General features: G+C 70.4%; 34 protein-coding genes. 20 read left to right on the top strand and 14 right to left on the bottom strand.

What is annotated here, in order from left to right; translation table 11 throughout:
* Positions 1-2 precede the first annotated feature (2 nt).
* From BSB02_RS34820 to BSB02_RS34735, 19 genes are all read left to right on the top strand, one after another.
* The gene (locus BSB02_RS34820; protein WP_084965261.1) at positions 3-392 is read left to right on the top strand and encodes a hypothetical protein; all 390 of its coding nucleotides are present in this window, start codon (positions 3-5) and stop codon (positions 390-392) included.
* Entirely contained in the window at positions 389-1,630 is a 1,242-nt protein-coding gene (locus tag BSB02_RS34815; RefSeq protein WP_084965260.1) for a DUF4082 domain-containing protein, read from the top strand. The genes BSB02_RS34820 and BSB02_RS34815 overlap by 4 nt, the downstream gene beginning before the upstream one ends.
* Positions 1,627-1,812, top strand: coding sequence for a hypothetical protein (locus BSB02_RS34810; RefSeq protein WP_084965259.1), 186 nt, complete (start codon positions 1,627-1,629; stop codon positions 1,810-1,812). The genes BSB02_RS34815 and BSB02_RS34810 overlap by 4 nt, the downstream gene beginning before the upstream one ends.
* Entirely contained in the window at positions 1,809-2,102 is a 294-nt protein-coding gene (locus BSB02_RS34805) for a hypothetical protein (protein ID WP_084965258.1), read from the top strand. Before BSB02_RS34810 ends, BSB02_RS34805 begins: the two co-directional genes overlap by 4 nt.
* Positions 2,095-2,853 carry a hypothetical protein gene (locus BSB02_RS34800; RefSeq protein ID WP_084965257.1) on the top strand — a complete coding sequence of 253 codons (759 nt, stop codon included), beginning with the start codon at positions 2,095-2,097 and terminating at the stop codon, positions 2,851-2,853. Before BSB02_RS34805 ends, BSB02_RS34800 begins: the two co-directional genes overlap by 8 nt.
* On the top strand, positions 2,853-3,128 hold the full coding sequence (locus BSB02_RS34795; protein ID WP_084965256.1) for a hypothetical protein: 276 nt from the start codon (positions 2,853-2,855) through the stop codon (positions 3,126-3,128). Before BSB02_RS34800 ends, BSB02_RS34795 begins: the two co-directional genes overlap by 1 nt.
* On the top strand, positions 3,125-3,574 hold the full coding sequence (locus BSB02_RS34790; protein WP_084965255.1) for a hypothetical protein: 450 nt from the start codon (positions 3,125-3,127) through the stop codon (positions 3,572-3,574). Before BSB02_RS34795 ends, BSB02_RS34790 begins: the two co-directional genes overlap by 4 nt.
* Positions 3,575-3,577: 3 nt before the next feature.
* Entirely contained in the window at positions 3,578-3,985 is a 408-nt protein-coding gene (locus tag BSB02_RS34785; protein ID WP_206185046.1) for a hypothetical protein, read from the top strand.
* A 98-nt stretch (positions 3,986-4,083) separates the two neighbouring features.
* Complete coding sequence (locus BSB02_RS34780; protein ID WP_143591555.1) at positions 4,084-4,413, top strand: hypothetical protein; 330 nt, start codon at positions 4,084-4,086, stop codon at positions 4,411-4,413.
* Positions 4,414-4,619: 206 nt separating this feature from the next.
* Positions 4,620-7,298, top strand: coding sequence for a coiled-coil domain-containing protein (locus BSB02_RS34775; RefSeq protein ID WP_084965252.1), 2,679 nt, complete (start codon positions 4,620-4,622; stop codon positions 7,296-7,298).
* A gap of 8 nt (positions 7,299-7,306) precedes the next feature.
* Positions 7,307-10,519: a carbohydrate binding domain-containing protein gene (locus BSB02_RS34770; RefSeq protein WP_084965251.1), complete on the top strand. Its 3,213-nt coding sequence runs from the start codon at positions 7,307-7,309 to the stop codon at positions 10,517-10,519.
* Between the two features lie 12 nt (positions 10,520-10,531).
* Positions 10,532-11,452, top strand: a complete 921-nt coding sequence (locus BSB02_RS34765; protein WP_084965250.1) for a hypothetical protein — start codon at positions 10,532-10,534, stop codon at positions 11,450-11,452.
* A gap of 21 nt (positions 11,453-11,473) precedes the next feature.
* A complete protein-coding gene (locus tag BSB02_RS34760) occupies positions 11,474-11,728 on the top strand; it encodes a hypothetical protein (protein WP_084965249.1) in 255 nt (84 codons plus the stop codon).
* Positions 11,729-11,765: 37 nt separating this feature from the next.
* Positions 11,766-12,236, top strand: coding sequence for a hypothetical protein (locus tag BSB02_RS34755; RefSeq protein ID WP_084965248.1), 471 nt, complete (start codon positions 11,766-11,768; stop codon positions 12,234-12,236).
* A complete protein-coding gene (locus BSB02_RS34750; protein ID WP_084965247.1) occupies positions 12,233-12,646 on the top strand; it encodes a hypothetical protein in 414 nt (137 codons plus the stop codon). The genes BSB02_RS34755 and BSB02_RS34750 overlap by 4 nt, the downstream gene beginning before the upstream one ends.
* Complete coding sequence (locus BSB02_RS34745) at positions 12,646-12,966, top strand: hypothetical protein (RefSeq protein ID WP_084965246.1); 321 nt, start codon at positions 12,646-12,648, stop codon at positions 12,964-12,966. The genes BSB02_RS34750 and BSB02_RS34745 overlap by 1 nt, the downstream gene beginning before the upstream one ends.
* Before the next feature lie 17 nt (positions 12,967-12,983).
* Positions 12,984-13,133, top strand: a complete 150-nt coding sequence (locus BSB02_RS40840) for a hypothetical protein (RefSeq protein ID WP_158088816.1) — start codon at positions 12,984-12,986, stop codon at positions 13,131-13,133.
* Between the two features lies 1 nt (position 13,134).
* Complete coding sequence (locus BSB02_RS41715) at positions 13,135-13,974, top strand: CHAP domain-containing protein (protein ID WP_240506940.1); 840 nt, start codon at positions 13,135-13,137, stop codon at positions 13,972-13,974.
* 95 nt (positions 13,975-14,069) lie between these two features.
* Positions 14,070-14,312, top strand: a complete 243-nt coding sequence (locus BSB02_RS34735) for a holin (RefSeq protein WP_143591551.1) — start codon at positions 14,070-14,072, stop codon at positions 14,310-14,312.
* A gap of 84 nt (positions 14,313-14,396) precedes the next feature.
* On the opposite strand, the gene BSB02_RS34730 is transcribed toward BSB02_RS34735, so the two are convergent.
* The 14 genes from BSB02_RS34730 to BSB02_RS34680 form a co-directional block, all read right to left on the bottom strand.
* Complete coding sequence (locus BSB02_RS34730) at positions 14,397-14,717, bottom strand: sigma-70 RNA polymerase sigma factor region 4 domain-containing protein (RefSeq protein ID WP_084965244.1); 321 nt, start codon at positions 14,715-14,717, stop codon at positions 14,397-14,399.
* The gene (locus BSB02_RS34725; protein ID WP_084965243.1) at positions 14,701-15,432 is read right to left on the bottom strand and encodes a helix-turn-helix domain-containing protein; all 732 of its coding nucleotides are present in this window, start codon (positions 15,430-15,432) and stop codon (positions 14,701-14,703) included. The genes BSB02_RS34730 and BSB02_RS34725 overlap by 17 nt, the downstream gene beginning before the upstream one ends.
* A gap of 1 nt (position 15,433) precedes the next feature.
* Positions 15,434-15,829 (bottom strand): ParB N-terminal domain-containing protein, encoded by a 396-nt coding sequence (locus BSB02_RS34720; protein WP_158088815.1) that lies wholly within the window; start codon positions 15,827-15,829, stop codon positions 15,434-15,436.
* A gap of 347 nt (positions 15,830-16,176) precedes the next feature.
* A complete protein-coding gene (locus BSB02_RS34715; protein ID WP_084965241.1) occupies positions 16,177-16,371 on the bottom strand; it encodes a hypothetical protein in 195 nt (64 codons plus the stop codon).
* Between the two features lie 81 nt (positions 16,372-16,452).
* Positions 16,453-16,701: a hypothetical protein gene (locus tag BSB02_RS34710; protein WP_084965240.1), complete on the bottom strand. Its 249-nt coding sequence runs from the start codon at positions 16,699-16,701 to the stop codon at positions 16,453-16,455.
* A gap of 100 nt (positions 16,702-16,801) precedes the next feature.
* Positions 16,802-17,014 (bottom strand): hypothetical protein, encoded by a 213-nt coding sequence (locus tag BSB02_RS34705; protein WP_084965239.1) that lies wholly within the window; start codon positions 17,012-17,014, stop codon positions 16,802-16,804.
* A gap of 168 nt (positions 17,015-17,182) precedes the next feature.
* The gene (locus BSB02_RS34700) at positions 17,183-19,324 is read right to left on the bottom strand and encodes an FtsK/SpoIIIE domain-containing protein (protein ID WP_084965238.1); all 2,142 of its coding nucleotides are present in this window, start codon (positions 19,322-19,324) and stop codon (positions 17,183-17,185) included.
* A complete protein-coding gene (locus tag BSB02_RS34695) occupies positions 19,321-19,641 on the bottom strand; it encodes a hypothetical protein (protein ID WP_084965237.1) in 321 nt (106 codons plus the stop codon). The genes BSB02_RS34700 and BSB02_RS34695 overlap by 4 nt, the downstream gene beginning before the upstream one ends.
* Complete coding sequence (locus tag BSB02_RS34690; protein WP_084965236.1) at positions 19,641-20,444, bottom strand: DUF2637 domain-containing protein; 804 nt, start codon at positions 20,442-20,444, stop codon at positions 19,641-19,643. Before BSB02_RS34690 ends, BSB02_RS34695 begins: the two co-directional genes overlap by 1 nt.
* Positions 20,445-20,525: 81 nt before the next feature.
* Entirely contained in the window at positions 20,526-20,723 is a 198-nt protein-coding gene (locus tag BSB02_RS34685) for a hypothetical protein (RefSeq protein ID WP_084965235.1), read from the bottom strand.
* Positions 20,724-20,725: 2 nt separating this feature from the next.
* A complete protein-coding gene (locus BSB02_RS40835; RefSeq protein WP_158088814.1) occupies positions 20,726-20,902 on the bottom strand; it encodes a hypothetical protein in 177 nt (58 codons plus the stop codon).
* A gap of 43 nt (positions 20,903-20,945) precedes the next feature.
* The gene (locus BSB02_RS40830; protein ID WP_158088813.1) at positions 20,946-21,110 is read right to left on the bottom strand and encodes a hypothetical protein; all 165 of its coding nucleotides are present in this window, start codon (positions 21,108-21,110) and stop codon (positions 20,946-20,948) included.
* A 156-nt stretch (positions 21,111-21,266) separates the two neighbouring features.
* The gene (locus tag BSB02_RS40825) at positions 21,267-21,437 is read right to left on the bottom strand and encodes a hypothetical protein (protein ID WP_158088812.1); all 171 of its coding nucleotides are present in this window, start codon (positions 21,435-21,437) and stop codon (positions 21,267-21,269) included.
* On the bottom strand, positions 21,434-21,796 hold the full coding sequence (locus BSB02_RS34680) for a hypothetical protein (RefSeq protein ID WP_084965234.1): 363 nt from the start codon (positions 21,794-21,796) through the stop codon (positions 21,434-21,436). The genes BSB02_RS40825 and BSB02_RS34680 overlap by 4 nt, the downstream gene beginning before the upstream one ends.
* A gap of 85 nt (positions 21,797-21,881) precedes the next feature.
* On the opposite strand from BSB02_RS34680, the gene BSB02_RS34675 reads away from it, so the two are divergent.
* Positions 21,882-22,640, top strand: coding sequence for a GntR family transcriptional regulator (locus BSB02_RS34675; RefSeq protein WP_143591549.1), 759 nt, complete (start codon positions 21,882-21,884; stop codon positions 22,638-22,640).
* Positions 22,641-22,920: the final 280 nt, after the last annotated feature.

Here is a 22,920-nt window from a genome sequence, read left to right as displayed (position 1 = left end):
CCATGCTGGAGATCCACGCCGAGGTCGAGGTCGACGGGCCGCTGTTCGACGGCCGCGCCATGCCGATCCTGGACGACATCGCCGAAGAGGTCGCCGACGCGGTCGCCGACCAGGGGTTCCGCGACATCCACTTCACCCTGCACCGCGTCCTCAAGCGGCCGACCGGGTTCTACCAGTCGCAGATCCGGGACCGGGCGTTCGCCTCCACCCACGTCCTGTACGACAACAGGGTTGTATACGGTCCGTGGTTGGAAGGTGTCGGATCGCGTAACAGCCCTGTCACCCGGTTCGAGGGCTACTTCACCTTCCGTCGCGTCGCCCTGCACCTGAACCGGAAAGCCAAGCCCATCGCCGAGCAGGTCATCGCCCGCCACATCGGCAGGCTCCAATGAGCAACATCTGGAGCGGCGCGACACCGACCGGCGCAACCGACGCCAACGACTACGAGCTCGGCTCCGTCGTCTGCGCCCTCAAGGCCGTGACGTTGAACGGCATCCGCGTCTGGTCCCCGTCCAACGCCGTCAACCGCACCAACCGGCGCGGCCACGTGTGGGACATGTCCGGCAACCTGCTCGCGACGATCACGATGACGGACGCTCTGCCGCCCGGCTGGTCGACGCACCTGCTGGGCACGCCCCTGCCGCTCAACCCCGGCGAGATGGTCGTCATCTCCTACGAGACGTCCGGCAACTACGGCATCGTCAACAACGCGTTCGTCACCTCACCGCACACGGCGGCCGACGGCGGCATGTGCTTCCCCGCCTCCCGCGCCGTCCTCGTGGCCGGGTCCAGCAGCCACGGCAACGGCCGGTTCCACGCCACCCCGGCCACCGCACCGAACACATCGTTCTCGACGTTCTACGCCGTCGATGCCGACTACACCATCACCGGCGGCACCGGCGGCACCGCCCCCACCGTCACCGGCCTGTCACTGACCGCGGACGGGCTGACCGTCACCGCCACGATCACCGCCACCGACCCCGAGGGCCTCGCCGGCGCCACCTACGCCATCGACTGGGGCGACGGGCAGACCAGCTCGGGCAGCGGCACCAGCTTCACCCACACCTACACCTCCGGCGGCCTGAGGGCGATCCTCGCCTCCGTCACGGACTCCACCAGCCTCAAGGGCTATCGGGCCGGCGCGATCGAGCTGGCTGCCCCCTCCGACGGCATCGGTGTGCAGGGCATCCTTGACGCGATCGTCACGCACGCCATGCGGCTGGGCCGGTTCGAACGCGTGAATGCCTTCGAGGCGACCAATGCGCCCGGCCGTGGCGTGACCGCTGCGGTGTGGGTGCAGGACATCGCGGCGATCCCGGCCCGCTCCGGGCTGGCCACCACGAGCGCGCGGATCTCCTTCATGGTCCGCCTGTACTCCTCAATGCTGGCCGACCCGCCGGACGCGATCGACCCGGAGGTGACGGCCGCCGCCGACGCCCTCATCGAGGCGTTCACCGCTGACTTCCAGCTGGGTGGTGCGGCGGCCTACGTCGACCTGCTCGGCGCGAACGGCGTCGCGCTGGGCGCTCGGGCCGGCTATCTGCCGATGGGGGACGGCGACCAGCTGTATCGGATCATCGACGTCACGGTTCCCGTGGTGGTCGACAACGTGTGGGAGCAGGCGCCATGAGCAGGCACTCGATCCGTGATCTCGCCCGCGCCGGTTACGAGGCGTACGGCGAGCACGTGAACTGGGTCAACCACGCAGGCAACAGCATGCCCGCCTGGCGGGAGCTGCCCGAACCCCAGCGTCAGGCGTGGATCGCGGCGGCCACCGCCATCGCCCACCAGCTCCTCGGGAGGCACTCGTGATCGTCCTGGTGACCCCGGCCGTGATGGACGGCACCGTCGTCCGCTGGTACCGCAGCCTCGCCGCCGCCGAGACGCACCGGCCGATCCTGTCCGCCTCCCGCCGCGGCGTGCAGACCCACAACGACGTGTACCTGCACGAGATCCCCACCCAGGTGATGCAGGCCGCCAACGCCGCCTACGAGACGCTCCGCCGCGACCCGGACGCGGACCTGAAGCATCTGGCCACCCACCGCCACCGCGGGCCGTCCAACGGGCCGCTCGTCCCCGTCGAGGAGGCAGACAATGCCTAAAGAGTCCGGACTCGGCGACCGCCTCTTCGTGGCGGGCTACAACCTCTCGGGGGACATCGGCTCCCTCGGCCGGATCGGCGGCGGCCTGACGGGCACCCAGGAGACCACCGGCATCGACAAGTCGGCGTATGAGCGGGTCGGCCTGGCCCGCGACGGGTCGCTGGAGTACGTCGCCTACTTCAACCCCGACCCGAACCGGGCCCACTCCCGCCTGTCGCTGCTGCCCACGGCCGACCAGGTCCTCACCTACTGCCGCGGCACCAGCCTGGGCGCGCCGGCCGCGTCGATGGTGGGCAAGCAGATCAACTACGACCCGTCGCGGGCAGCCGACGGCAGCCTGACGATCGCCGTCCAGGCCCTCGCCAACGGGTACGGCATCGACTGGGGCCGCCTCCTCACCGCCGGCGTACGGACGGACACGGGCGCGACCAACGGCAGCAGTGTGGACTTCGGCACCGGGTCGACGAACTTCGGCCTGCAAGCCTTCCTCCACGTCACTGCATTCACCGGGACCGACGCCACCATCAAGATCCAAGAATCGTCGGACAACGGCGGCGCGGATGCGTGGGCCGACGTCGCAGGTGGCGCGTTCATCACCGTCACCTCCGGCCCGACAAGCCAGCGGATCGAGACCGGGCGCACGCAGACGGTCGAGCGGTACCTGCGTGTCGTCACCACCACCTCGGGGGGCTTCAGCTCGCTGTCGTTCCTGGTGGCCGTGACCCGCAACGACGTCTCGGTGGTCTTCTGATGGCCTTCACACCGTGTACCACCGGCACCGTCGCCCTCTACCGCCAGGGCGAGGACACCGTGCTCGCCCTCGCCGTGGAGGCGTGGGACGACGCCGGCGTGCCGTACGTCGCCGCAGACACGGGGCTGGTCCGCGCCGGCTCCCTGCCCGGCGTCCTGCGCTTGGAGCAGACCGTCGCCGAACTCCCACGCCCGGACCGGCAGGTACGCCGCCCCGACCGGGCCGGGCCCCGGCCGCGACCCGGCGACGGGCCACGAGAAAGGGCACGAGTATGAGGCCGCTCAACCGCATCACGCCGCAGCTGCCCGCAGCGGCGTTCAAGACCTACCAGGTGGCCGCGCCGCTGCCGACGCACTGGCGGCCCGCCACCTGCGAGGAGGCCGGCTGCCCGGCGTACGAGTACGGCTGGCGCACCCTCGTGGATGAGACCAGCGAGCTCGGCCGGCGGCAGGCGCACTACATCCGCCGCCAGTCCGGCCGGAAGTTCGTCGAGGACCGCGACGCCGAAGGCCTCACCGTCTTCATGTTCGCCCCGGGCCAGACCTGCTTCCAGCCGCACCAGGTGCCGCTCGAACGCGAGCCGCTGTACCTCGTGCGCGGCGGGGACTGGCGCGGCGACCCGCTCGGCGGCCAGCCGTACCAGCATCGGCGGGCGGAGGACTGGGTGGAGGACTTCGCCGAGCATCAGGACCGCATCGCGCGGCAGATCGAAAGGGGATAGGCCATGCCGAAGCAAAGCGGATTGGCGTGGACCACACTGAGTGTGGACGATTCCGCCGGTACGGCACGCGACATCAGAAATGATGTCACTAATTTCGAGTTCGCAACCCCACGCGCGGTTCAAGACGTTACGGGCGTGGACAAGTCGGCGATGGAGAGGCTTCTGCTTCTCGCCGATTTCAGTATCACACTGAACGGGGTATTCAATCCCGACGCCAACCGGGCGCACGACGTGCTCAAGACGGTGCCGTCCACGTCCGTGAACAGGACCGTCACCCTCACCATCGGTGGAAAGACCCTCGCCAACGAGTGCCTTTTCACGGATTACGCGCTCACCAGAGCCGCTGATGGGGCGCTTACGTTCCAGGCGCCCGGGGTTTTGGCGGATGGGAATGTTCCTACCTGGGCATAGGGGAAATACGGATGGGCTACACACGCGCGAGGACCGTCAAACTCACATGGGCTGACGGCGAATTCGAGGGCCTCGAAATCCGGGCTAGGCGATCGTCGGTGGAGACGTTCTTCCAGCTCGCCCCGATCATCGACGGCGGCATCGACACGTCCACGCCGGAGGGCCGCGCCGAGTTCTTGGAGCTGCTCCGGGAGTTCGGCAAGTACCTCGTCAGCTGGAACCTGCACGACGAAGACGACCGGCCGGTCCCGTGCACGCCGGACGAGTTCGTCGCCCTCGACCCGCGGTTCGTGCGCGAGGTCCTCGACCAATGGGCCGAGGCCCTCGTCGGAGTGTCGGCCCCTTTGGACGGCTCATCGCCCGGTGGCGATCCGTCCCTGGAGGCGTCACTGCCGATGGAGGCGTTGTCGCCGAGCCTGGCGAGCTGAGTCGGGCGCGCTGGATCCTCGGCCTGTGCGACCGGTTCAAATGCCTGCCCTCGCAGCTGCTGGCTGAGGACGCCGGGCTGATCCGCCTGCTGAAGATCGAGGAGCTGGCCGGGCCGCCGCCCGGCATCGAGGAGTGGGAGGAGGGGTGAGCCATCAGCAACGAAGTTGAGATCACCATTACGGCGAGTAACCGGGCACGCCCCGGGATGGCCGCTGCCCAGTCCGAGGTGCGCCGATTCCAGACCCAGCTCAAAACCAGCATGGGCCGGGCCGGGCAGGAAGCCGGCGCCGCGCTCGGGCAGGGCCTCGCCCGCACCGCCGACGGCCGGCTGCGCGACGCGCGTGACCGGTTCGTCAAGGGCGGCCGGGACCTCGGCGACGGCCTCGCCGACGGGATCAAGGACGGCACCGACCGGGGCACCAGGATCGTGTCCGGGTTCGCCAGCAGCACCCTGGCCATCTTCGGCCGGCTCGGGCCGGGTATCGGCGCCGTAGTTGGTGCCGGTCTGGCCGGTGTGGCGGCGAGCGCGGGCACCGCGGCCGGGGCGATCACGGCGGCGGTGGGGGGTGCGCTGACGGCGGTCGGCGTGGTGTCGGCCGCACAGTCGGAGACCGTGCGCCGCCACTGGCGCACCGTGGGGCGCGAGGTGCGGGCCGGTCTGGCGAATGCGGCCCGGCCGCTGGAGGAGTCGGCGATCCGCGCCTCCGATGTCGCCCGCCGTACGTTCGCCCAGCTCCAGCCGTATCTGGCGCATTTCTTCGCCGGGGCCAAACCGGCCGTTGACCGGTTCGTGCAGTCCATCGGGGACGGGGTGGCTTCGCTCGGCCCGGCGCTGGTGCCGTTGCAGCGTGGTTTCAGCGCGGTGCTGGACGCGATCAGCGCACGTAGTCCGGCGATCTTCGGGTCGCTGGAGCGGGCGATGGAGAACCTCGGCCGCACGGCGGAGGAGCACGCCGACGACATCGCCGCCGCTCTGGAGTTCGTCGCGGGCAGTGCCGAGGCGGCCACCCGTGCTCTCGGCGTTCTGGCTGATGAGTGGGACAGCCTGACCTCCACCGTGAAGGGGGCCGGTGAGACGACCCGCAGCTGGGGTGAGAACGTCCAGCGGTCGCTGCACGACTTCTACAAGAGCCTGGGGATCTACACCGATGAGATGCGGGAGGCGGAGGAGCGGTGGAAGGCCGCCGATGCGGCTGCCGCCAGCAACGCGGGGGTGAAGCAGGCCGCCCAGGCCACCTCTGACCTGAGCTCTTCGGCGCGTGACGCCTCCGCCGGGCTGCGCGACCTGGCGGCCGAGATGGAGGAGCTGACGGGCCCGGCGCTGGACGCGGCTGAGGCGCAGATCCGGGTGGAGGAGGCGATCGACCGCGCCACCGAGTCGATCAAGGAGAACGGCCGCACGCTGGACGTCCACACCGAGAAGGGGCGGGCCAACCGGGAGGCCATGCTCGAAATTGCGCGGACCGCGCAGGAACGCATCGCGAGCATGCAGGCCGAGGGCGCCTCGACCGAGAAGATCGCCACGGCGTATGGCCGCTACCGCAAGGAGCTGATCTCCTCGCTGCGGGCGGCGGGTGCCACCAAGGCCGAGGCGGAGCGGCTGGCCGAGGCGTGGCTGAAGGTCCCGGACTCGGTGCAGACCGAGGTGCGGGGCAACATCTCCGATCTGGAGGCCAAGCTGGCGGTCGCCAAGGCGCGGCTGCGGGATCCGAAGCTGACCAGGCCGGAGCGGGCGAAGCTGCGGGGGGACATCCGCGAGCTCCAGGCCGCGATCGCGCGGGCCAAAGCCCTGTTGAACTCGCTGCGGGACAAGACGGTCCACATCACCACGGTCCGCAACACGGTCTACACCAACACCGGCCTGCGCCAGGGCGCGTACGCCACCGCTCGGGCGCATGGCGGCATCGTCGGCGGTGGCCTCGGTGGTGGCCTGGGCATGCGGCGGTTCGCCCAGGGCGGTGTGGCCGGCAGCGGGGTGGCGGGTGGTGCGACGGCGTTGGTGGGTGAGCAGGGGCCGGAGCTGGTCAGGTTGCCGTACGGCTCGAGCGTGATGCCAGCCGGGCAGACCCGCAGCCTCATGTCCGGCGGGTTCGGCTCCGTCAGCATGGCGTTCCGGCCGGGCGGCGTCGGCGGCGGCGGTGGGCTGGGCGATGCGGCGGGTTCGCTGCGGGACATCGCCGACACCCTGCGGGAGATCGTCACCCTGCGGGACAGCATCGACAAGCTCACCGGCAGCGTGTTCGGCCAGACCCGGGCGCTGATGGGCTACGAGGAAGCCTGGGACCGCGCCCGGACGGCGCTGAAGGAGAACGGCAAGACCCTCAACATCACGAAGGAGAAGGGCCGCGAGAACCGTGCGGCGCTGCTGGGACTGGCCGAGGCGGCGCACCAGGTCGTGATCGCGATGCGGGAGAAGGGCTCCAGCATCACCGCGGTGACGAAGAAGATGGCCGAGCAGCGACGCGAGTTCATTTCGATGGCCCGCAGCTTCGGCCTCACCAGCAAGCAGGCCGGGGCGATGGCCGACCGGCTCGGCCTCGTCCCGTCCAAGGTCAAGGGCATCCTCGTCAAAGAGCAGCGGGATCTGGCCTACAACAAGAAGGTTGAGGCCGCCCAGGGCAAGGCGGGCGGCGGCCCGGCCGGAGGCTGGACGCTCGTCGGGGAGCGTGGCGCCGAACTGGTCAGGTTGCCGTACGGGTCGAACGTGACGCCGGCGGGGGCGTCGGCGGCGGCCCTGGCGGGTGGTGGCTGGTCGGGGCCGCGCGAATTGCACGTCACGTTGCAGATCGGCACCACCACCCTCGGGGAGCTGATCATCGACCCGCTGCGTAAGGCCGTCCGCACCCGCGGCGGAAACGTCCAGGCCGTCCTGGGCCGAGGGTGAGGTGAGCCGTGGCCTTCCCCCAGACCCCGCTACCGCTCAACATCGAGCTGCTGCTCGGCTCCACGTGGACCAGCATCACCGCGCTCGGCCATGTGCAGCGGCGCGACGGCATGGTCACCGTCACCCGCGGCCGGTCCGCCGAGGCCGGCGACGTCGATGCCTCGCGGCTCACGGCGACGATCAACAACCGGGACGGCCGATACTCGCCGCGGAATCCGATCTCGCCGTACTACGGCATCTTGGGCCGCAACACGCAGATCCGCGCCAGCCTGACCGGCAGCTCCAGCTACCTCGCTTTGGACGGCACCACCGGACGTCGGATCACTACCCCTGACCACGCCAGCCTGGACATCACGGGCGACATCGACGTCCGCCTGGAGGTGACGCTCGGCTCGTGGCGGCGCGAGCAGGACCTGGCCGGGAAGTACGACACGTCCAGTCAACGCAGCTGGACGTGGTGGCTGAACCACGACGGGGTGCTCAGCTTCTCCTGGTCGACGGACGGCGGCAACATCAACCTCTCCACCCGCAACTCCACCGTCCCCGTACCCGCGCCCGCCTCCGGGCGGCAGGCGCTCCGCGTGACCCTTGACGTCAACAACGGGGCGGGCGGCCACACCGTCGTGTTCTACACCGCGCCATCGATGGACGGGCCGTGGGCCCAGCTCGGCGACCCCGTGGTCACGTCGGGCACCACGTCGATCTTCGCGTCGACGGCGGCGCTGGAGCTCGGCATGGTGGAGGACCTCGTCACCGGGGCGATGGCCGGGCAGGTGCACCGATTCGAGGTCAGGAACGGCATCGGCGGCACCGTCGTGGCCGGCCCCGACTTCCGCAACCTGGCCGCGGGCACCACGAGCTTCGCCGACTCGGCGGGCCGTACCTGGACGGTGCAGAACGGGGCGGAGATCACCAACAAGGTCTACCGGTTCTGGGGCGAGGTGTCCGCCTGGCCGTCCAGGTGGGACAAGACCGGCACCGACGTCTACGTCCCCATCGAGGCCGCCGGGATCATGCGCCGCCTCGGCCAAGCCAGGGTCGACGGCAGCGCGATGTATCGGGCCATCCTGCGCGACACCGCCGCGCTCGTGGCGTACTGGCCGCTGGAGGACGAGCAGGGCGCCCAGCTGGCCGGGCCCGGTTTGGCGACGCACGGCGGCATGACCTTCACCGGCAGCCCCGAGTTCGCGGCGTTCGAGGGGTTCGCGTGCTCGCTGCCGATCGTCACCCTCAACGGCGCGAGCTTCACCGGCAGCGTGCCCAGCTACGACACCTCCGGCGGCCTGATCCAGATCCGCTTCCTGATGAACGTCCCCGCCGCCGGCGCCGAAAACGGCGAAGTGATCATGATGTTGTACGGCACCGGCACCGTCCGCCGCTGGGAGCTGTTCTACGGCACCGGCGGCACGCTGGGCCTGCGCGGCTTCGATAGCGGTGGCACGCAGCTGTTCACCACCGGCAACATCACCTTCAACGTCAACGGCGAGCTGCTGCGGGTCAGCATCGAGCTGGACCAGTTCGGGGCCGACATCGACTACAGCATCAGCACGCTGGAGCCCGGCGCCACCGTCGGCGGGACCTTCAACGGCACGCTCGCGGGCAACACGCTCGGGCGGATCGGCACCGTCACCATCAGCCCGGGTGGCGGGATCGACGGCATCAGCATCGGCCACGTGACCGTGCAGAACGCGGTCACCACGCTGTTCGACCTGGGCGCGCAGCTCGCCGGGTGGAAGGGCGAGACCGCCGGACGCCGGATCGAACGTCTGTGCGAGGAGGAGGGGATCGCGTTCCGGGCGATCGGGGACCTGGACGACAGCACGCGGATGGGCGTCCAGGCCCCCGGCGCCTTCTTGGACCTGGTGAGAGCGTGCGCGCAGGCGGACGGCGGCCTGCTGTACGAGCCGCGCGACTGCTTCGGCCTCGGCTACAGGACCAGGAGCAGCCTCTACAACCAGGCGGCGCGGGTGGCGCTGTCCTACAGCGGCAAGCACCTGGCCGACTCCCTGGACCCGGTCGACGACGACCAGAACGTCCGCAACGACGTCACCGTCAGCCGCGAGGGAGGATCCTCGGCGCGGGCCGTACAGGAGACCGGCACCCTGTCCGTGCTGGCCCCGCCGAACGGCGTCGGCCGCTACGACGTCAGCGAAACGGTCAACGTCGAGTACGACCTCGACCTGTTCGACCAAGCCGGGTGGCGCTTGCACTTGGGCACCGTCGACGAAGCCCGCTACCCCCAGATCCACGTGGACCTGTCCCGCCCGCAGATCGCCGGTGACAGCGCGCTGACCCAGGCGTTGCGGCTGGCCGAGGTGGGCGACCGGCTCGCCATCACCGGCCTGCCCGCCTGGCTGCCGCCCGAGGCGATCTCCCAGATCGTCGTCGGCTACAGCGAGTTGCTCGGCAACTTCGAGCACCAGTTGACCTTCAACTGTGTGCCGGAGTCGCCGTACCGGCCGGGTGTGTACGGCTCGGGCAACCTGATCAACAACGGTCACTTCGAGACCGCGACGACCGGCTGGGTCGCGGGGGCCAACACGTCGATTGCCCGTGACACCGGCCAGGCGTACGCCGGGACCGCGTCGCTGGCCATCTCCCGCTCGGCCGCCTCGACGCTGCACTACGCGGAGGGGCAGGACGTCGACGGCACCGGGACGTCGGGTGATGTGGTCACCATCTCCTGCTACGTCCGGATCCCGGCCGCCTCACGCCCGAAGATCACGAGTATCGAGATCTCGGCGACCGGGTTCGCCACCACGACGGTGAGCGGTATCCCGGCGGCCGACACCTGGACCCGCATCGCCGTCACGGGCGCCCTGAGCGCGGACATCGACAACGTCCAGGTGAGGTTCCAGGTCGACAACACGCACTCGAATGGCCAGGTGGTGGCGTACGTGGACGCCGTCCAGATACGCAACGTCGCCACCGAAGACCTGGTGGACCGCTACCAGCCGCACGCCTCCACCCTCGCCGCCGGCATCAACACCACGGCGACGTCGCTGTCGGTGGCCACCTCGGCGGGGCCGCTGTGGACCACGGATGACGAGGAGTTCCCGTTCGACCTGATGATCGGCGGCGAGCGGATGACCGTGCTGGATATCAGCGGCTCCTCCAGCCCCCAGACGTTCACGGTGATCCGCTCGGTCAATGGTGTCGTGAAATCCCACTCCAGCGGCGCCCAGGTGCAGCTGTTCCGCGTCAGCCGATACGGACTCTAGGGAGGTACGCGCGTGCCTGACACCCTCGTCGGAGCCACCATCAAGGCCGGCGACTTCCCCCGCGCCGTGTGGATGCAGGACTCCACCGCCCTGGCCAACCTGGCCAACACCGCCTACGCGGCCGGCAGCCCGGATCTGGCGTTCACCTTCGTGGCACCCACGAGCGGCCAGGCCCTCCTCACCGTCGGCGCCGGGATGAGGGACAACGGCGGCACCAACCGCGTCCACTTCGCCCCGCAGGTGCGGCAGGACAGCGCGGCCGGGGCGATCGTGCTGGCCGCTGACGTCGGGTCGCGCGGCGTCGGCTCCGGCTCCGCGTCGGCCGACTACCAGTACCACAGCAGAACCACCCTCCTTCAGGGGCTGACGCCGGGCCGCACCTACCACGTGCAAGGGCTGCACAAAGTGTCCGGGGGCACCTCGGCGGACATCGGCGTGCGGGAGATGATCGTCTGCCCCCTGCCGCTCGGCGGCAACTACGCCGGCCAGCCCATCCGCGCGCTGGACTACCCACCCGCCGTCTGGAGCCAGGACTCCACGCAGATCAACAACCCTGCCAACACCGGCTACATCCTCGGCACGCCCGAAGTGTCCGTGACGTTCATCGCCCCCACCTCGGGGCGGGTACTGCTGGTGGTCGGCGGCGGCCTCGGCAACAGCGCCGGCTCGGATCGGATCTTCCTCAGTCCGGAGGTACGGCTCACCAACAGCGCGGGCGCGGTCATCGTCCAGGCGTCGGTGACCGAGCGCGGCTACGGCTCCCAGAACCAGGCCGCCGCTTTCCATTACGGCAGCCGCGAGTCCGTGCTGGACGGGCTCACGCCGGGCCAGCAGTACTGGGCGGCCGTCAAGTACGTCCGCATCGACGACCCGGCCGGGACCACCACCGCCGACATCGCCGTGCGGGAAATCCTCGTCGCCCCGCTCCCATGACCCAGCAGGAAGGAACATCCGATGACCTACCAGTGGACCAACCCGGCAACCACGACCTACCAGGAGCCGATCATCTTCAGCATCAGCAACGGCGTCGTCGGCATCGACTGCACAGCGGTCAACTCAGGCGAAGGCATGAATCCGACCCAGTTCGCCACGCTCATGGGCCAGATCAAGGACGCCCTGGAGGACGCGGGTCTGACCGTCGGCACCATCTACCTGTCTCTCGCGGGCTACCTGTCTCTCGCGGGCGCGGCTGTCCTCCAAGACGTCTGATCCCCGCCAGCAGGCGCCTAGCCGAGGAGGTGACACGATGGCGGACATCACGGTCGGGAAGGACATCCGCACCGCGGACGCCCACACCCCGGCCGCCTACAACAGCGACGACACGCTGATCACCAACATCGCCGCGACCGGCGTCACCTACGTCGCGGGCAACCCGGAGATCGGCGTGTTCTTCATCGCCCCCACCAGCGGCCGGGTCCGCATCACCGTCGGCGGCGGCCTCCGCGACAACTCCGCCGGGGAGAGAGTGTTCATCGTCCCGCAGGTGTTCCTCGAGGACTCCGGCGGCACCGAGGTCCTCGCGCCCTCCAACGAGCGAGGCGCCGGCAGCCCGGCAGAATCCACTGAATTTCAGTACCAGTCCCACGTGACCATGCTGGAGGGTCTCACCCCGGGTCGCCGCTACTACGCCCGCACGATGTACGCCGTCGGCAACGGCACCGACCCCGACACCGCCGACATCGCCAGCCGTGACATCACCGTCATCCCGATGCCATGACCAGCGCCGTCCGGTGGATACGAGCAGTCCGGGCCCGCATCGGGCGCCGGGGCAGCGCGCTGCTGTTCTTCGCCCTGCTGGACCTGGTGTTCGCGGCCAGCATGGTCGCCATCCCGCCCTCGGCGGCCTCCAGCCCCACCTACGCCTTCCTGGCCACGCTGCTGCCCCTGTGGGCGTGGGCCATCCCCTGGGCCACGGTCGGGGCCGTCTGCCTCGTCCAGGCGTTCATGGCCGAAGACCGGCTCGCGTTCGTCGCCGCCTCCGGACTGAAAGTCGGCTGGGGCGCCCTCCACCTGGCGGGCTGGCTGCTCGGCGAGATCCCTCGCGGCTACGTGGCCGCGGTGATCTGGCTGGCGTTCGCCGGGTTCGTCGCCGTGATCGCCTCCTGGCCCGAGCCGCGGCGGCTGTGATGGACACCGCGATCGTCGTCGCCGTGATCGGCGCAGCGGCGTCCGTCGCCGCGGCCTACTTCACGGCCCGCGCGGCGACGAAAGCGAGCCAGGCCAAGGTGGAGGCGGACGACCGCGCCGCGATACGGCAGATCGAGGCAGGCGCCTACAAGCGGGCCGAGGAAGCCTACGAGGCGGCGCTGCGGCGGATGCAGGCGGAGATCGACCGGCAGGCCCGCCAGATCAACGCGTTGCAGCGGCAGGTGGCGCGGCTCATGCGGCAAGTGCGCGACGCGGGACTGGTGCCCGTGGTGAGCAGCGAAGACGACGACAGCACGTGAAAACGGAAGAGGATGCGATGACGAGCGACAAGAGCGAGGCCGAGCTAGTCGTTGCCGGGGTGGACCGGCACGAGTGGGGGCCGACCGAGCCCGACGAGGAGCAGGTCCTCCAGGAGCTGTACGGCCCCGCCGGCGAGGACGGCGTGTACTACGGCGAGGGGGCCTGACGTGGGCACCGCAGCGGACATGCTGGCCGCCGCCCGCGCAGATCTGGGCATGAGCGGCCGGCCGAATCCGATCACCCGCGAGTACGCCTCCCGGCACGGTGAGGAGTTCCTGGACGCGCCGTGGTGCGACATGAGCATCACGCACTGGGCGCACGAGTCCGACAACGTCGACGCCGTGCTGCCTGCCGGGGATCGAGCCTACACGGTGTGGCACGCGCAGGACGGGCAGCGGCTCGGCCTCTGGCATGCCGGCACCGCCGAGAACATCCGCCGGTACGCGCGACCCGGGGCGATCGTGTTCTTCGACTGGGACGGCACCAACACGATCGGTGCGATCGACCACGTGGGCCTGATCGAGCGGAACCTCGGCGACGGCCGCGTGGTGACGATCGAGGGCAACACCGCTGACACCTGTGCGCGCCGTGTGCGCGGCCCGAGCGTGATCGCCGGTTTCTGGAACCCCGACTATGAGGAGGACGACATGCCCACCGCGAAAGAGATCGCCGACGCCGTCTACGAACGGCTCACCCACGAAGTCCCAGACGACGTGTGGGCCGCCCGCGAGGGCATCCTGACCCCCGGCCAGCGGATCGACCCCAAGACCGCCTTCAGGCAGATCTGGGCCTACTCCAAGGTGGGCTACCAGCGCGGCGCCGAGGTGCTCGCGCTGCTCCAGGCGCAGACTGCCGCGATCGACGCCCTGGTCGACGCTCTGGCGGGGCGGGATTCCGCGGTCGACGTCGAGGCCTTGGTCGAGCGGATCCGCACCGAGATCGAGACGGCGGTCGAGAGCGTCACGGTCCGGCTCGACGTCCCCGACCCTGCGCCCGAGCGCGGGTGATCGACCCATTGGCGCAGCTCTACCTGCTGCGCACACAGACTCCCGGCCGGCGAAGGGGCTGGCCGGGCCCTACAACCTCTCGTGAGGTGATGACCATGACGACCCGACGACTCCTGACCGGCCACTTCTGGGGCGACGCCCTGGAGCGGATGATCCGGGCTGCCGCGAGCTCGGCGCTGGCTACGATCGGCACCGGCGCTGTCGGCATCCTCGACGTCGCCTGGCCTGCGGTGGGCTCGATCGCCGCGGGCGCCGCGGCGGCGAGCCTGCTGGCGTCCATCGTGGCGGGTACGACGACGGACCCGGAGACGGCGGGGTTCACGACGCACGCGCCTTGACGTACGGTGTGAGCGAGCCTGGGAAGCGCAAGCCCCCGCTCTCTCCTTCGGGAGAGGGCGGGGGCCTTCTTCGTGCTGTCCGGGCTACAGGCGCGCACGGCCTCGCTCAACCATCTGCTGGGCGGCGGCCCGGCTCTTGCCGATCACCTGCGCGATCTGCTCATAGCTCATCCGGCCAGCGCGGCGGCCGGTGCCGTCGCCGATGTTGAGGCGGGCCACCGTCTCCTCGCGCAGCTCGGCCAGGCGCCGTACGACGGCCTCATAGAGGGCCTGCTCGGCGGTCAGCCGGTGGTATCGTTCGCCAAGGTCGGTGATGTCGTCGAGGCTGGCCAGGACGTCGGAGACGATCGCGTCCACGTCGGTCTTCTCGGCCTCATAGCCGAGGGTGCTACTCGGGTCGTTCACGGGTTTTCCTTTCACTTTCGCGCTGCTGGGTGACTCGTGTGACGGCTGCTGTTCGGCAGGCCGTACGGCGGCAGCCGTAGTCGTAGCCGGTGCTGGTGCCGCAGTACCGTCCCGGGCATTCCAGCCGCCGGTAGGGGCGGATAGCGCGCTGTCGGCCGTCTGCCGCGGCGGCGACGACGAGGGCATCGACCTGTGGCCAGCCGCGCCGCCATCGCTTCAGCGTCGGCTCGGGGATGCGGGCCTGTCCGCAGGCGGCGCGGAGATCCAGCCCGGAGGCGATCAATCGCAGCAGCTCTAGCAGGTCGTCGATGTCCACCGGCCAGTCGAGGGATCGGGTGCTGGGGAGGCCCTGCTCGGCTCGCCTCTCCCTGATGGTCGCCTGCGCCTTGGGGTGCCGCCTTAACCAGTTGTACACCGTGTGGTACGCGACGCCGAGGACGTAGGCGGTCTGCTCCACCGTGAGCCCGGCGATAGCCAGGCCGACGAGCTGTTTTTCTCGGCCGTGGACGTACGGTAGAGGACCAGACCTGGAGCGTCCCGACGTGCGGCGCAACGTCAGTGCCTGCTGGCGAAAGTCGGGAAACGCCTGGAAATGCTGGTAGAGGGTCTGCTTGGTTGACCCCACGTCCTTGATCGCCTCGCTGAACGATTTCCCGTCCCGGACCTGGGCCAGGAACTCCTCGTGCCAGGAGATGTCGTGGGGGCGGTGTGGCATGTCAGTGCATGTCAAGGCCGTACGCCTCGCGGACGTCCTCGGGCAGGTAGTCGAGCAGGCGCCGAAAGTCGTTGTGGGCCACCTCGTCGTCGAGGCTCTCGTCGCCGACGACGATCTCCCACATGTCCAGGCCGCACGCCTCGAACAGGTCCGCCAGCTCGACGCCGGGGATCTCCTCCAGCTCGGCGAGTTCGGCGGCGGCGCGGCGGTGGACGCCGGTGAGGGAGCTCAGGTTGTCGCGCATGACGACCAGGGGCGGGCCGTGCCAGCCACGTCGGCGCATGTCGTCGGCGATGGCGTCGAGCTTGTCCTCGTCGCGGACCTCGTGCAGCGGCGCGTAGCCGGAGGTGTCGAAGACGTCGATCCCGAGGGGGTTCACAACCGTTGCGTTCTGCATAAGACAAGTATGCATTGGATAGGTCAGATATGCAAGACAAAAAGAGGCCCCATCCGCGGAGAGCGGCCGGGGCGAAGGTCAGCGGCCGGTCGTGGTGCCGAACTCCTGCTCCGTGCTGCGCATGCACGTCAAACCTCGTCCCTCTCGGGCCTCCACGTGCCGGCCAGCCAGGCGTCCACGTCGGCCTGCTCCCACAGCGGGGTCCGGCCGACCCGGCTGGCGGGTGGCGGCGCGTGCCGCCTGCGGGTGGGTCCAGTGGTCCAGGTCCGGGTTTGCCCTGCGGGCCTTCTCCTGGAGGCGCTTCCACTCCTCGTCGCTGATGTTCTGGGGTCGCTTGTCGGCCGCGGCTACCACCGGCCCAGGAACGGCACGTTGCGCTCGGCGTCGAGCACGGCCTTGTTCGCCTTGCGGTACCGCTCGTTGTCGTCGCTGATCGGCTGGCCGCCGTTCTTGCGGACCTCCTCGTCGCTGACGCGCTGGAGGTTCCTACGTGCGGCCTTGAGCTTGTCGCGGTCCGCCTTGCTACCGATGATCTTGATCATTGTTGTCTCCTCTCGTGGTGGAGCGCTCTGCTCCGGACACCCCACCCGCCGGAGCGGGCGGAGCATCCGCAACCTCAGCGCTCAGCCGAAGAACCGGCCCAAGCCGCGCGGCTGGGCGCCGGCGGACCGCAGCTCGGCCTCCTTCAGCCGGGCTGCGCCGCGCTTGCCGTACATCTGCTCCAGCTGCTTGTTGGCCTTCTCCTTCTCCGCGCGGGTGACGCCGTGGCCGTTCGCGGCCTGGGCGAGCTTCCGCACCTGGCCGGCGGTCTTGGCCTTCTGGCGCGCCTGGGCGAGCTGCTCGGGGGTCATGCTGCTGCTGAAAAGCCCCATGGGATTCCTCCCTTTGCTGATCTGGTGTGTGGGGATCGTGGAGCCGGTGGCTCCGGACACGCCTCCCGGTCGGAAGGGGCGTCCGCAACCACCGCCCGGGTCAGGTCCTGCGGCCGAACATCCCGCGCACCTCACCGGTGCCGCCGCACCGGCCGCACCGCCGGTACCGGCCCAGCAGACCCGCCGGCAGGTTGCCGCCACCGCGGCAGCGGGGGCACTTGCGGAGGGGGTAGGCGACGAGCTTGTACAGGACCCAGGCGCCGCCGCCGAGGACGACGACGTAGGGGGTGACCGTCGCGATTAACTGCTCCACGTGATCTCCTTCTGAGAGGTCGCGGCGCGATCATGAAGGTCGCGGTACCGCGACCAGGGGGGCGACCTATGGTGAGCTGCGGAAACAGGCCAAGGTCGCGGGTCGCGGCAGCCTCGCCAACCCCCGGAAATGGCCTCCTGGAGGGTGGTGTGGAGGCAGATGTCGGCGCTACCCATGGCCGAGCTCCCGCCGTCTCAGCGCCTCCTCGACCGCCTCCCTGCGGCAGCCCTTCAAGGTCTTGCCGTCCGCCTTCACATCCACTGAGGGGACGTCGAGACGGCGCAGGCGGGCGCTGATCGTCTCCGCGGTGTCCTCGCCGTACAGCTCAGGACGGTGCAGCCGCAGCAACTCGGCGAGCTGCGGCCATTGCAAGCCGCCACGTCCGGCAGGCCAGACACGCTCGACGTCGACCAGGATGTCCAGCTTGGGCAGTTCCTCATCGCGGCCGGGCAGCACACCGCCGCGCAGCTGCACGGCGCGGGCCAGCAGCGCGCGTCCCTCGGCCTCGGTGGGGAAGGCGGCCCGGACGGCGGTGGGCTCCTCCAGACCGGTGACCATCGCCCATCCGGCGTCGATCTTCGGGCGGAACTGCGTCGCGGTCACGCCGCGCTTGTGGGCACCGGTGCCCAGGATCATGTCGTTGGCGATGTAGTCATCCACCGCCAGGCAGGCGCGCATCGCCGCGCAGCGGGTGATGTTCTTCGGCAGGCTGTCCTTGTCGGGGATCTGCGTGGCCAGGATGACGATGATGTTCAACGCCCGGCCGCGCTTGATGATCCGCTCGGCGGCGTCGGCCGCCGCCGAGCGGGCACCGAACAGCTCGTGCACCTCGTCGAACACGACAACGATCGGATGCAGCCCGGATCCAGGCTCGGCGGCCAGCTCGGGGGTGGCCTTGCCCTGAGGGGCACGGCCCTGCGCCCGATACCTCTTGATCCGCTTGCCGCGGCGCCCGCACTCGGCCAGCAGCCAGCCCAGCATGTCGGCGGCCTCGTCGAACGCCTCGTCATCGACGCCGCACACGTAGGACGAGCACAGGCCGGCCTCGTCGAAGTCCATGAAGTCGCCGGTCCCCTTGAACTCGGCGATCATGAACTCGGCGGTCGGATCAAGCGCGGCGCCGAGCGCGACCGCCCGAGCGAAGTACGACTTGCCGCTGCCTGGCCGGCCTCCGATCAGCCAGTTCAGCTCGAACAACGGTGCGGAGATCGGGTTCTGCCGCTGGTCGGTACCGAACTCGATCGGCTCGAACACGCTGGTGCGGGCGCCGTCCCTCAACAGCGACCAGCGGGGCGGCGTCATCTGCGACACCGGCTTATAGCCCACCCACAGATCGAGCTGCCCGGCGTGGTCGGGCCCGCCCTTGGGCCACACCTGATCGACCGGCCGCCGCAGCGCCGAGGACAGCTTGCCGCGGCGTTCGCACACCTCCACGGCCTCGATGCCGCGCGGCAGGTTGACCCGGGCGAGCTGGCCGGGCCCGTCGCGGTGGATCTCCACCGGGAAGTTGACCTTGGCAGGGTCCTTCAGCCCGGGAATGCCCAGCGTGCACAGCGCCTCGCGCACCTCCAGCGCGGTCAGCCGCCGCTTGCGCTCGATGGTGACGGCCACCTCCACGATGGGCCGGTCGACGGGCCGGCCGACGCGGGCCAGCACGGCGGCCACGGCGAGGCCGGCCAGCAGCAGCCAGCCGCGCGGCGCCAGCGTGATCGCAGCAGCCGTGCCGCCCGCACAGGCGACGATCGTGGCGGCGAAGATCGGCAGGCGGATGCGGACCCGCTCGGCGCGCAGCTCCTCCAGCTTCAGGTAAGCGGCCACGTCCCCACCGGGCTGGGCGAGCTGCCTGCGCAGCGGCGCCTGCTCGCTGCACCAAGCCCACCGCCAGAACGCGCCCAGCGTGCGGGCCAGGCCGACCGGCGCCCACCGCAGGATCCGCAGCAGGTACTTGGGGCTGTTCCAGGCATGCTTGCGCAGCCGGTACCAGGCCAGGTCCAGCTCGTGGGCGAGCACCTGCCGGGCTTCGCGGGCCGAGCGCAGCCACAGCGGCACGATCGGCGCGCGGGCCGTGTCGTGCCGGGTGACGACCTTGCCGTACAGCACCGGCTCGTCGCCGTCGTCGATGTCCACGGGCCGGTCGGTGACGACCTCGTCGCCGTCCTCGACGGTTTCGGCGTCGTACTCCTCCGGCAGCGCGAGCTCGGCACGGCCAGCGGTGTCGGTGTGCAGCACCTTCTCGGGTGCGGGTTCGTCGCCGGGGCCGCGGGCGTGGTCGCCGCGGACCACCCGGAGGCGGGGCAGGTCATCGCTCACGCGGCCACCGTCCGCGGGATGAGGGTGACCTCGCCGCGCAGGCTGCGCACGTGCCAGCAGACGGCGGCGCAGATGAGCCACAGGCAGACGGCGGCCCGCATGCCGAGCTCGACGGCCAGGTCGAGGAGAGCGGCCAGCCCGGCGCCGAGCGCGAGCGCGGCGACGGCGCACAGTCCGGCCGCGGCGTAGGTGAGGGTGCGCCAGCCGGCCGCGTGGGCGAGGTGCCACATCTCGGCCGCGGTGAGCGCGCCGCGGGTGGTGCGGGTAGCGGACAGGACGATGGTGAGGACGGCCAGGAGGACGAGGGCGGCGGTCATCAGGCCACCTCCTCGGTACGGCTGGCGCCGGGGGTGCCGTTGACGGCGGCGACCGGCACAGGCCCGCCGTCTGGGCCCGGCTCCGGACGGGCCTGCCGGTCGTGGTCCTGTGCCGCCTGGTCGAGGATCTCCACAGCCTCGCGGGTTTCCAGCCCGAACCGGTCCGCCAGGGCGCGGCGGCCGGGCGGGCGGCGTCCGGCGGCTAGGGCGTCGTCGACGGCCCAGCGTGCCGCCTCGAACCGGTCGGCGGGGACCTGCCGGATCTCGACCTCGACGGGTATCTCAATCGTGCGGTCGCGGTACACCACCCGCTCGGCGACGGGTTGGGGGGTCTCGACTCGCATGGTGCGGATGAGCCACATCAGCAGCTCGTAGGCGATCACCAGTGCCGCTGCGGGTGCGGCGCTGACCAGGCGTCCTCCCCATCCGGCGGGCCATCCGTGTGCCACGTTGGCGGCGAGGGTGGCGCCGATGCCGAGCCATAGGGCGAGGCGGGCCAGGCGCGGTACGGGTTTTTCCCAGCGGGCGCAGTACAGCATGATCAGCGATGCGGTGATGATGATTCCGTCGATGGTGATCGGGAACAGGCGTGCCGTGTCGGCGGGTTCGCCGTAGCCGAGCGCGAGGTCGTATTGGTGGCGGTACGACACGTAGAAGGCGACGACGGCGAGGATGACCACGACGGTGACGGTGGCGGCGCGGATGTGCCGGTCGCCGCTGGGCCGGGCCGGGGCGGTCGTGGGCGGTACGGGCGCGGTCGAACGGGTGTTCTCTGGCGCCGGTTGGGGCGTGTGGGATATCACTGCGATCAGCTCGATCTCCTGGTTGTGCAGGTGGTCGGGTGAGGCCCCGGCCAGGCGGTGCAGTCGCCGGGCCGGGGCCGCTCAGTCGCGGGTCTTGCCGAGGTAGATGCGCCGCCAGGCGACCTTGAGTTCGAGGTCGCTGGCGTTGTCCTGGACCCGCGCCAGGACGGTCCGCAGCCGCTTGATCTCGTCTTCATCGGCGCCCCGCGCTTCGGCGCGAGCGAGCTCGCTGCGGGCGTTCTCGATCCTGGTGATCTGGGACTTACGCAGCTCGGGCATGGCTACTTCCAGATCCAGGAGTAGAAGGACTGCATGCCGCACCCGCTGTCACACCTCAGGCCGACCAGGGCGGAGCCGTCGCTGTCGTAGTCGGGCTTGCCGGTGGGACGCCAGGTGCCGCCGCAGCCGGGCCGGTTGCAGGGGCGGGCGGCGTCGGCCGGGATGGTCTTGCTGGGCATGTGGTGCTCTCCTCGTGGAGTCGTGGTGGAGTCGCGGCCGGGTTCAGTGCGTGCCGCGGTTGGTCTCGGCGTAGTACAGCTCGGCGGCCACGGCGTGGGTGGGGCCGCAGGCGCGCTCGTGGAAGGGCTTGCCGCACTGCGAGCAGCGGCCGGACGTGCGGGCTTCGGCGGTGAGCTTGTAGTTGTCGCTCCAGCGGGACTTGCTCATCTGACGCTCCGGGGCGTGTCGGTGGTGGGGTGGGCCGGTGTCGGTCCGCTCGGCGCCCGGGACGGGGCCGGGTGCCGTACGGAGGTCACCGGGGCGGGAGGCCCGGCCCGGCACGGGCGGCTATGGGGATGAGCCCGTGCCGGGGGCTGTGGGCGGTCAGCGACCGCAGCACTGGCGGTATGGCTGGCCGCTGCCGCAGGAGCAGCAGGTGGCGGTGACGACGCGGACCCGGTCGACGTAGTCGATCATGGGGTTCCAGGTGATGAGCTGCCAGCCGGGGGTGGGCCGGGCGAGGTGCAGGCCAGGGCAGGTGATCAGCACCGTCATGCCGTCACTGCCAGCTGGGGAGGCAGCTCCGCCCACTCGGTGTGCCCCTCGGGGCCGTCGAGCGAGCCGATGCGGGTGGTGACCGCGCTGGTCTGCGCGTACTCGTGGCCGCCGCGCAGGTCGCGCCGCCTGCCGGGGGTGTGGGCCTCGATCCGCAGCCATCCGTCCGCCGTGGACGTGATGGCGACGCGGATCTGGTCGCCCAGGCCGGTGAGCGGGATGAGCTGGGAGACGAGGCTGCGGGCGATCCGCTCGGCGTCGTCGGCGCGGTCGGGCCGCTCGGCGAGGGCGATGTTGCGCGCCCAGACGCCGGCGGACTCGATGCTGTCGGGGCTGGGGGGCAGGGTCAGGTCATACACAGGGGCACCGCCTGAGCTGTAGGTACAGGCTATTGCTTGTACCGCTAGCTTGATACCTGACGGTACAGCCTGTCAAGCTGTTCCCGTGACCGATGAGCGCCCGAAGTACCTCCAGATCGTCGACGACCTCCGCCGGAAGATCGCCTCCGGCGAGTTGCCGCCCGGCGCGCGCCTGCCATCGCGGCCGGAGATCATGCGCGACTACGGTGTCTCCAACACCGTGGCGCTGCGGGTCGGCGAGATCCTGAAGGCCGAAGGGCTGGCCGAGGCGAGGGCGGGCGCCGGCACCTTCGTGCGGGGCAGACCTACGCGACAGAAGATGACCCGTGCCTTCACGCTGCGCCTGGAGATGCCGGGCTCTTCTGGCCCGGACGAGATGGAGCGGCGGGGGCACCGGATCTGGTCCTACGACTCGCGCACAACCGTCGCCCCGTCGGACATCCGCGAGCGCCTGGCCCTGCCCGAGGCGACCGGTGTGGAGGACGTCGTCCGTACGGCCTACGTCTACAGCCGCGACGACGAGCCCGTCATGCTGTCCACCAGCTGGGAGCCCCTCGCCCTCACCAGAGGCACGCCGATCGTCATGCCCGAGGACGGCCCCCACGTCGGCGTGGCCGACAGGATGCTCTCGATCGGCGTCGTCATCGATGGCTGCACCGAGCTGGTCGAGGCCCGGACCGGGGAAGTCGAGGAGTGCGCCGGGCTGAAGATCCCGCCGAGGAGCGTCGTCTTCGCGATCGAGCGGACCTGCTATGCGCAGGGCCGGCCGGTGCAGACGGCGGACATCGTGCTATCGGCGGAGCGGTATGTGCTGGAGTACGGCGAGCCGGTGCGGTCGCGGTAGGTCGTGGCATGTTGACTTCCTCCCCCGCCTTTAGGCGGGGAGGAAGTCAAGCCGGAGAGGACGTCAATTCAGTTCCCACTCCATCATCGGGCCGGTGCTCGGCTGGTACACCACCCGCACAGGCTTGGCCGTCTTCGGGGCCTCGAACGGAACCCAGCCCCGTACACACCGGCCCACGCCCACGATCTTGTCTTGGGGGTAGAGCGGCTCGTCCCACATGTCGTCGCTCCAGCTGTTGACGTGCTCCCCGGCATGAATGCCGGGGATTCAGCCTGTGCCG

This window comes from Thermoactinospora rubra (assembly GCF_002093975.1).
In the GTDB taxonomy this organism is placed as follows: Bacteria; Actinomycetota; Actinomycetes; order Streptosporangiales; family Streptosporangiaceae; genus Nonomuraea; species Nonomuraea rubra_A.
The sequence above is the reverse complement of the archived record's forward strand: the minus strand, read 5'-3'. Positions and strand labels throughout refer to the sequence as shown.

Bases quoted from the DNA above. Each gene is read 5' to 3' on its own strand.
- BSB02_RS40830 (WP_158088813.1), bottom strand. From the start codon at position 21,110: ATGAGCAAGTCCCGCTGGAGCGACAACTACAAGCTCACCGCCGAAGCC.
- BSB02_RS34725 (WP_084965243.1), bottom strand. From the start codon at position 15,432: ATGCCACACCGCCCCCACGACATCTCCTGGCACGAGGAGTTCCTGGCC.
- BSB02_RS34685 (WP_084965235.1), bottom strand. From the start codon at position 20,723: ATGCCCGAGCTGCGTAAGTCCCAGATCACCAGGATCGAGAACGCCCGC.
- BSB02_RS40835 (WP_158088814.1), bottom strand. From the start codon at position 20,902: ATGCCCAGCAAGACCATCCCGGCCGACGCCGCCCGCCCCTGCAACCGG.
- BSB02_RS40825 (WP_158088812.1), bottom strand. From the start codon at position 21,437: ATGACGGTGCTGATCACCTGCCCTGGCCTGCACCTCGCCCGGCCCACC.
- BSB02_RS34815 (WP_084965260.1), top strand. From the start codon at position 389: ATGAGCAACATCTGGAGCGGCGCGACACCGACCGGCGCAACCGACGCC.
- BSB02_RS34795 (WP_084965256.1), top strand. From the start codon at position 2,853: ATGGCCTTCACACCGTGTACCACCGGCACCGTCGCCCTCTACCGCCAG.
- BSB02_RS34720 (WP_158088815.1), bottom strand. From the start codon at position 15,829: ATGCAGAACGCAACGGTTGTGAACCCCCTCGGGATCGACGTCTTCGAC.
- BSB02_RS34810 (WP_084965259.1), top strand. From the start codon at position 1,627: ATGAGCAGGCACTCGATCCGTGATCTCGCCCGCGCCGGTTACGAGGCG.
- BSB02_RS34735 (WP_143591551.1), top strand. From the start codon at position 14,070: ATGACGACCCGACGACTCCTGACCGGCCACTTCTGGGGCGACGCCCTG.
- BSB02_RS34715 (WP_084965241.1), bottom strand. From the start codon at position 16,371: ATGATCAAGATCATCGGTAGCAAGGCGGACCGCGACAAGCTCAAGGCC.
- BSB02_RS34750 (WP_084965247.1), top strand. From the start codon at position 12,233: ATGACCAGCGCCGTCCGGTGGATACGAGCAGTCCGGGCCCGCATCGGG.
- BSB02_RS34710 (WP_084965240.1), bottom strand. From the start codon at position 16,701: ATGGGGCTTTTCAGCAGCAGCATGACCCCCGAGCAGCTCGCCCAGGCG.
- BSB02_RS34775 (WP_084965252.1), top strand. From the start codon at position 4,620: ATGGCCGCTGCCCAGTCCGAGGTGCGCCGATTCCAGACCCAGCTCAAA.
- BSB02_RS34785 (WP_206185046.1), top strand. From the start codon at position 3,578: ATGCCGAAGCAAAGCGGATTGGCGTGGACCACACTGAGTGTGGACGAT.
- BSB02_RS34820 (WP_084965261.1), top strand. From the start codon at position 3: ATGCTGGAGATCCACGCCGAGGTCGAGGTCGACGGGCCGCTGTTCGAC.
- BSB02_RS34760 (WP_084965249.1), top strand. From the start codon at position 11,474: ATGACCTACCAGTGGACCAACCCGGCAACCACGACCTACCAGGAGCCG.
- BSB02_RS40840 (WP_158088816.1), top strand. From the start codon at position 12,984: ATGACGAGCGACAAGAGCGAGGCCGAGCTAGTCGTTGCCGGGGTGGAC.
- BSB02_RS34790 (WP_084965255.1), top strand. From the start codon at position 3,125: ATGAGGCCGCTCAACCGCATCACGCCGCAGCTGCCCGCAGCGGCGTTC.
- BSB02_RS34800 (WP_084965257.1), top strand. From the start codon at position 2,095: ATGCCTAAAGAGTCCGGACTCGGCGACCGCCTCTTCGTGGCGGGCTAC.
- BSB02_RS34755 (WP_084965248.1), top strand. From the start codon at position 11,766: ATGGCGGACATCACGGTCGGGAAGGACATCCGCACCGCGGACGCCCAC.
- BSB02_RS34745 (WP_084965246.1), top strand. From the start codon at position 12,646: ATGGACACCGCGATCGTCGTCGCCGTGATCGGCGCAGCGGCGTCCGTC.
- BSB02_RS34695 (WP_084965237.1), bottom strand. From the start codon at position 19,641: ATGACCGCCGCCCTCGTCCTCCTGGCCGTCCTCACCATCGTCCTGTCC.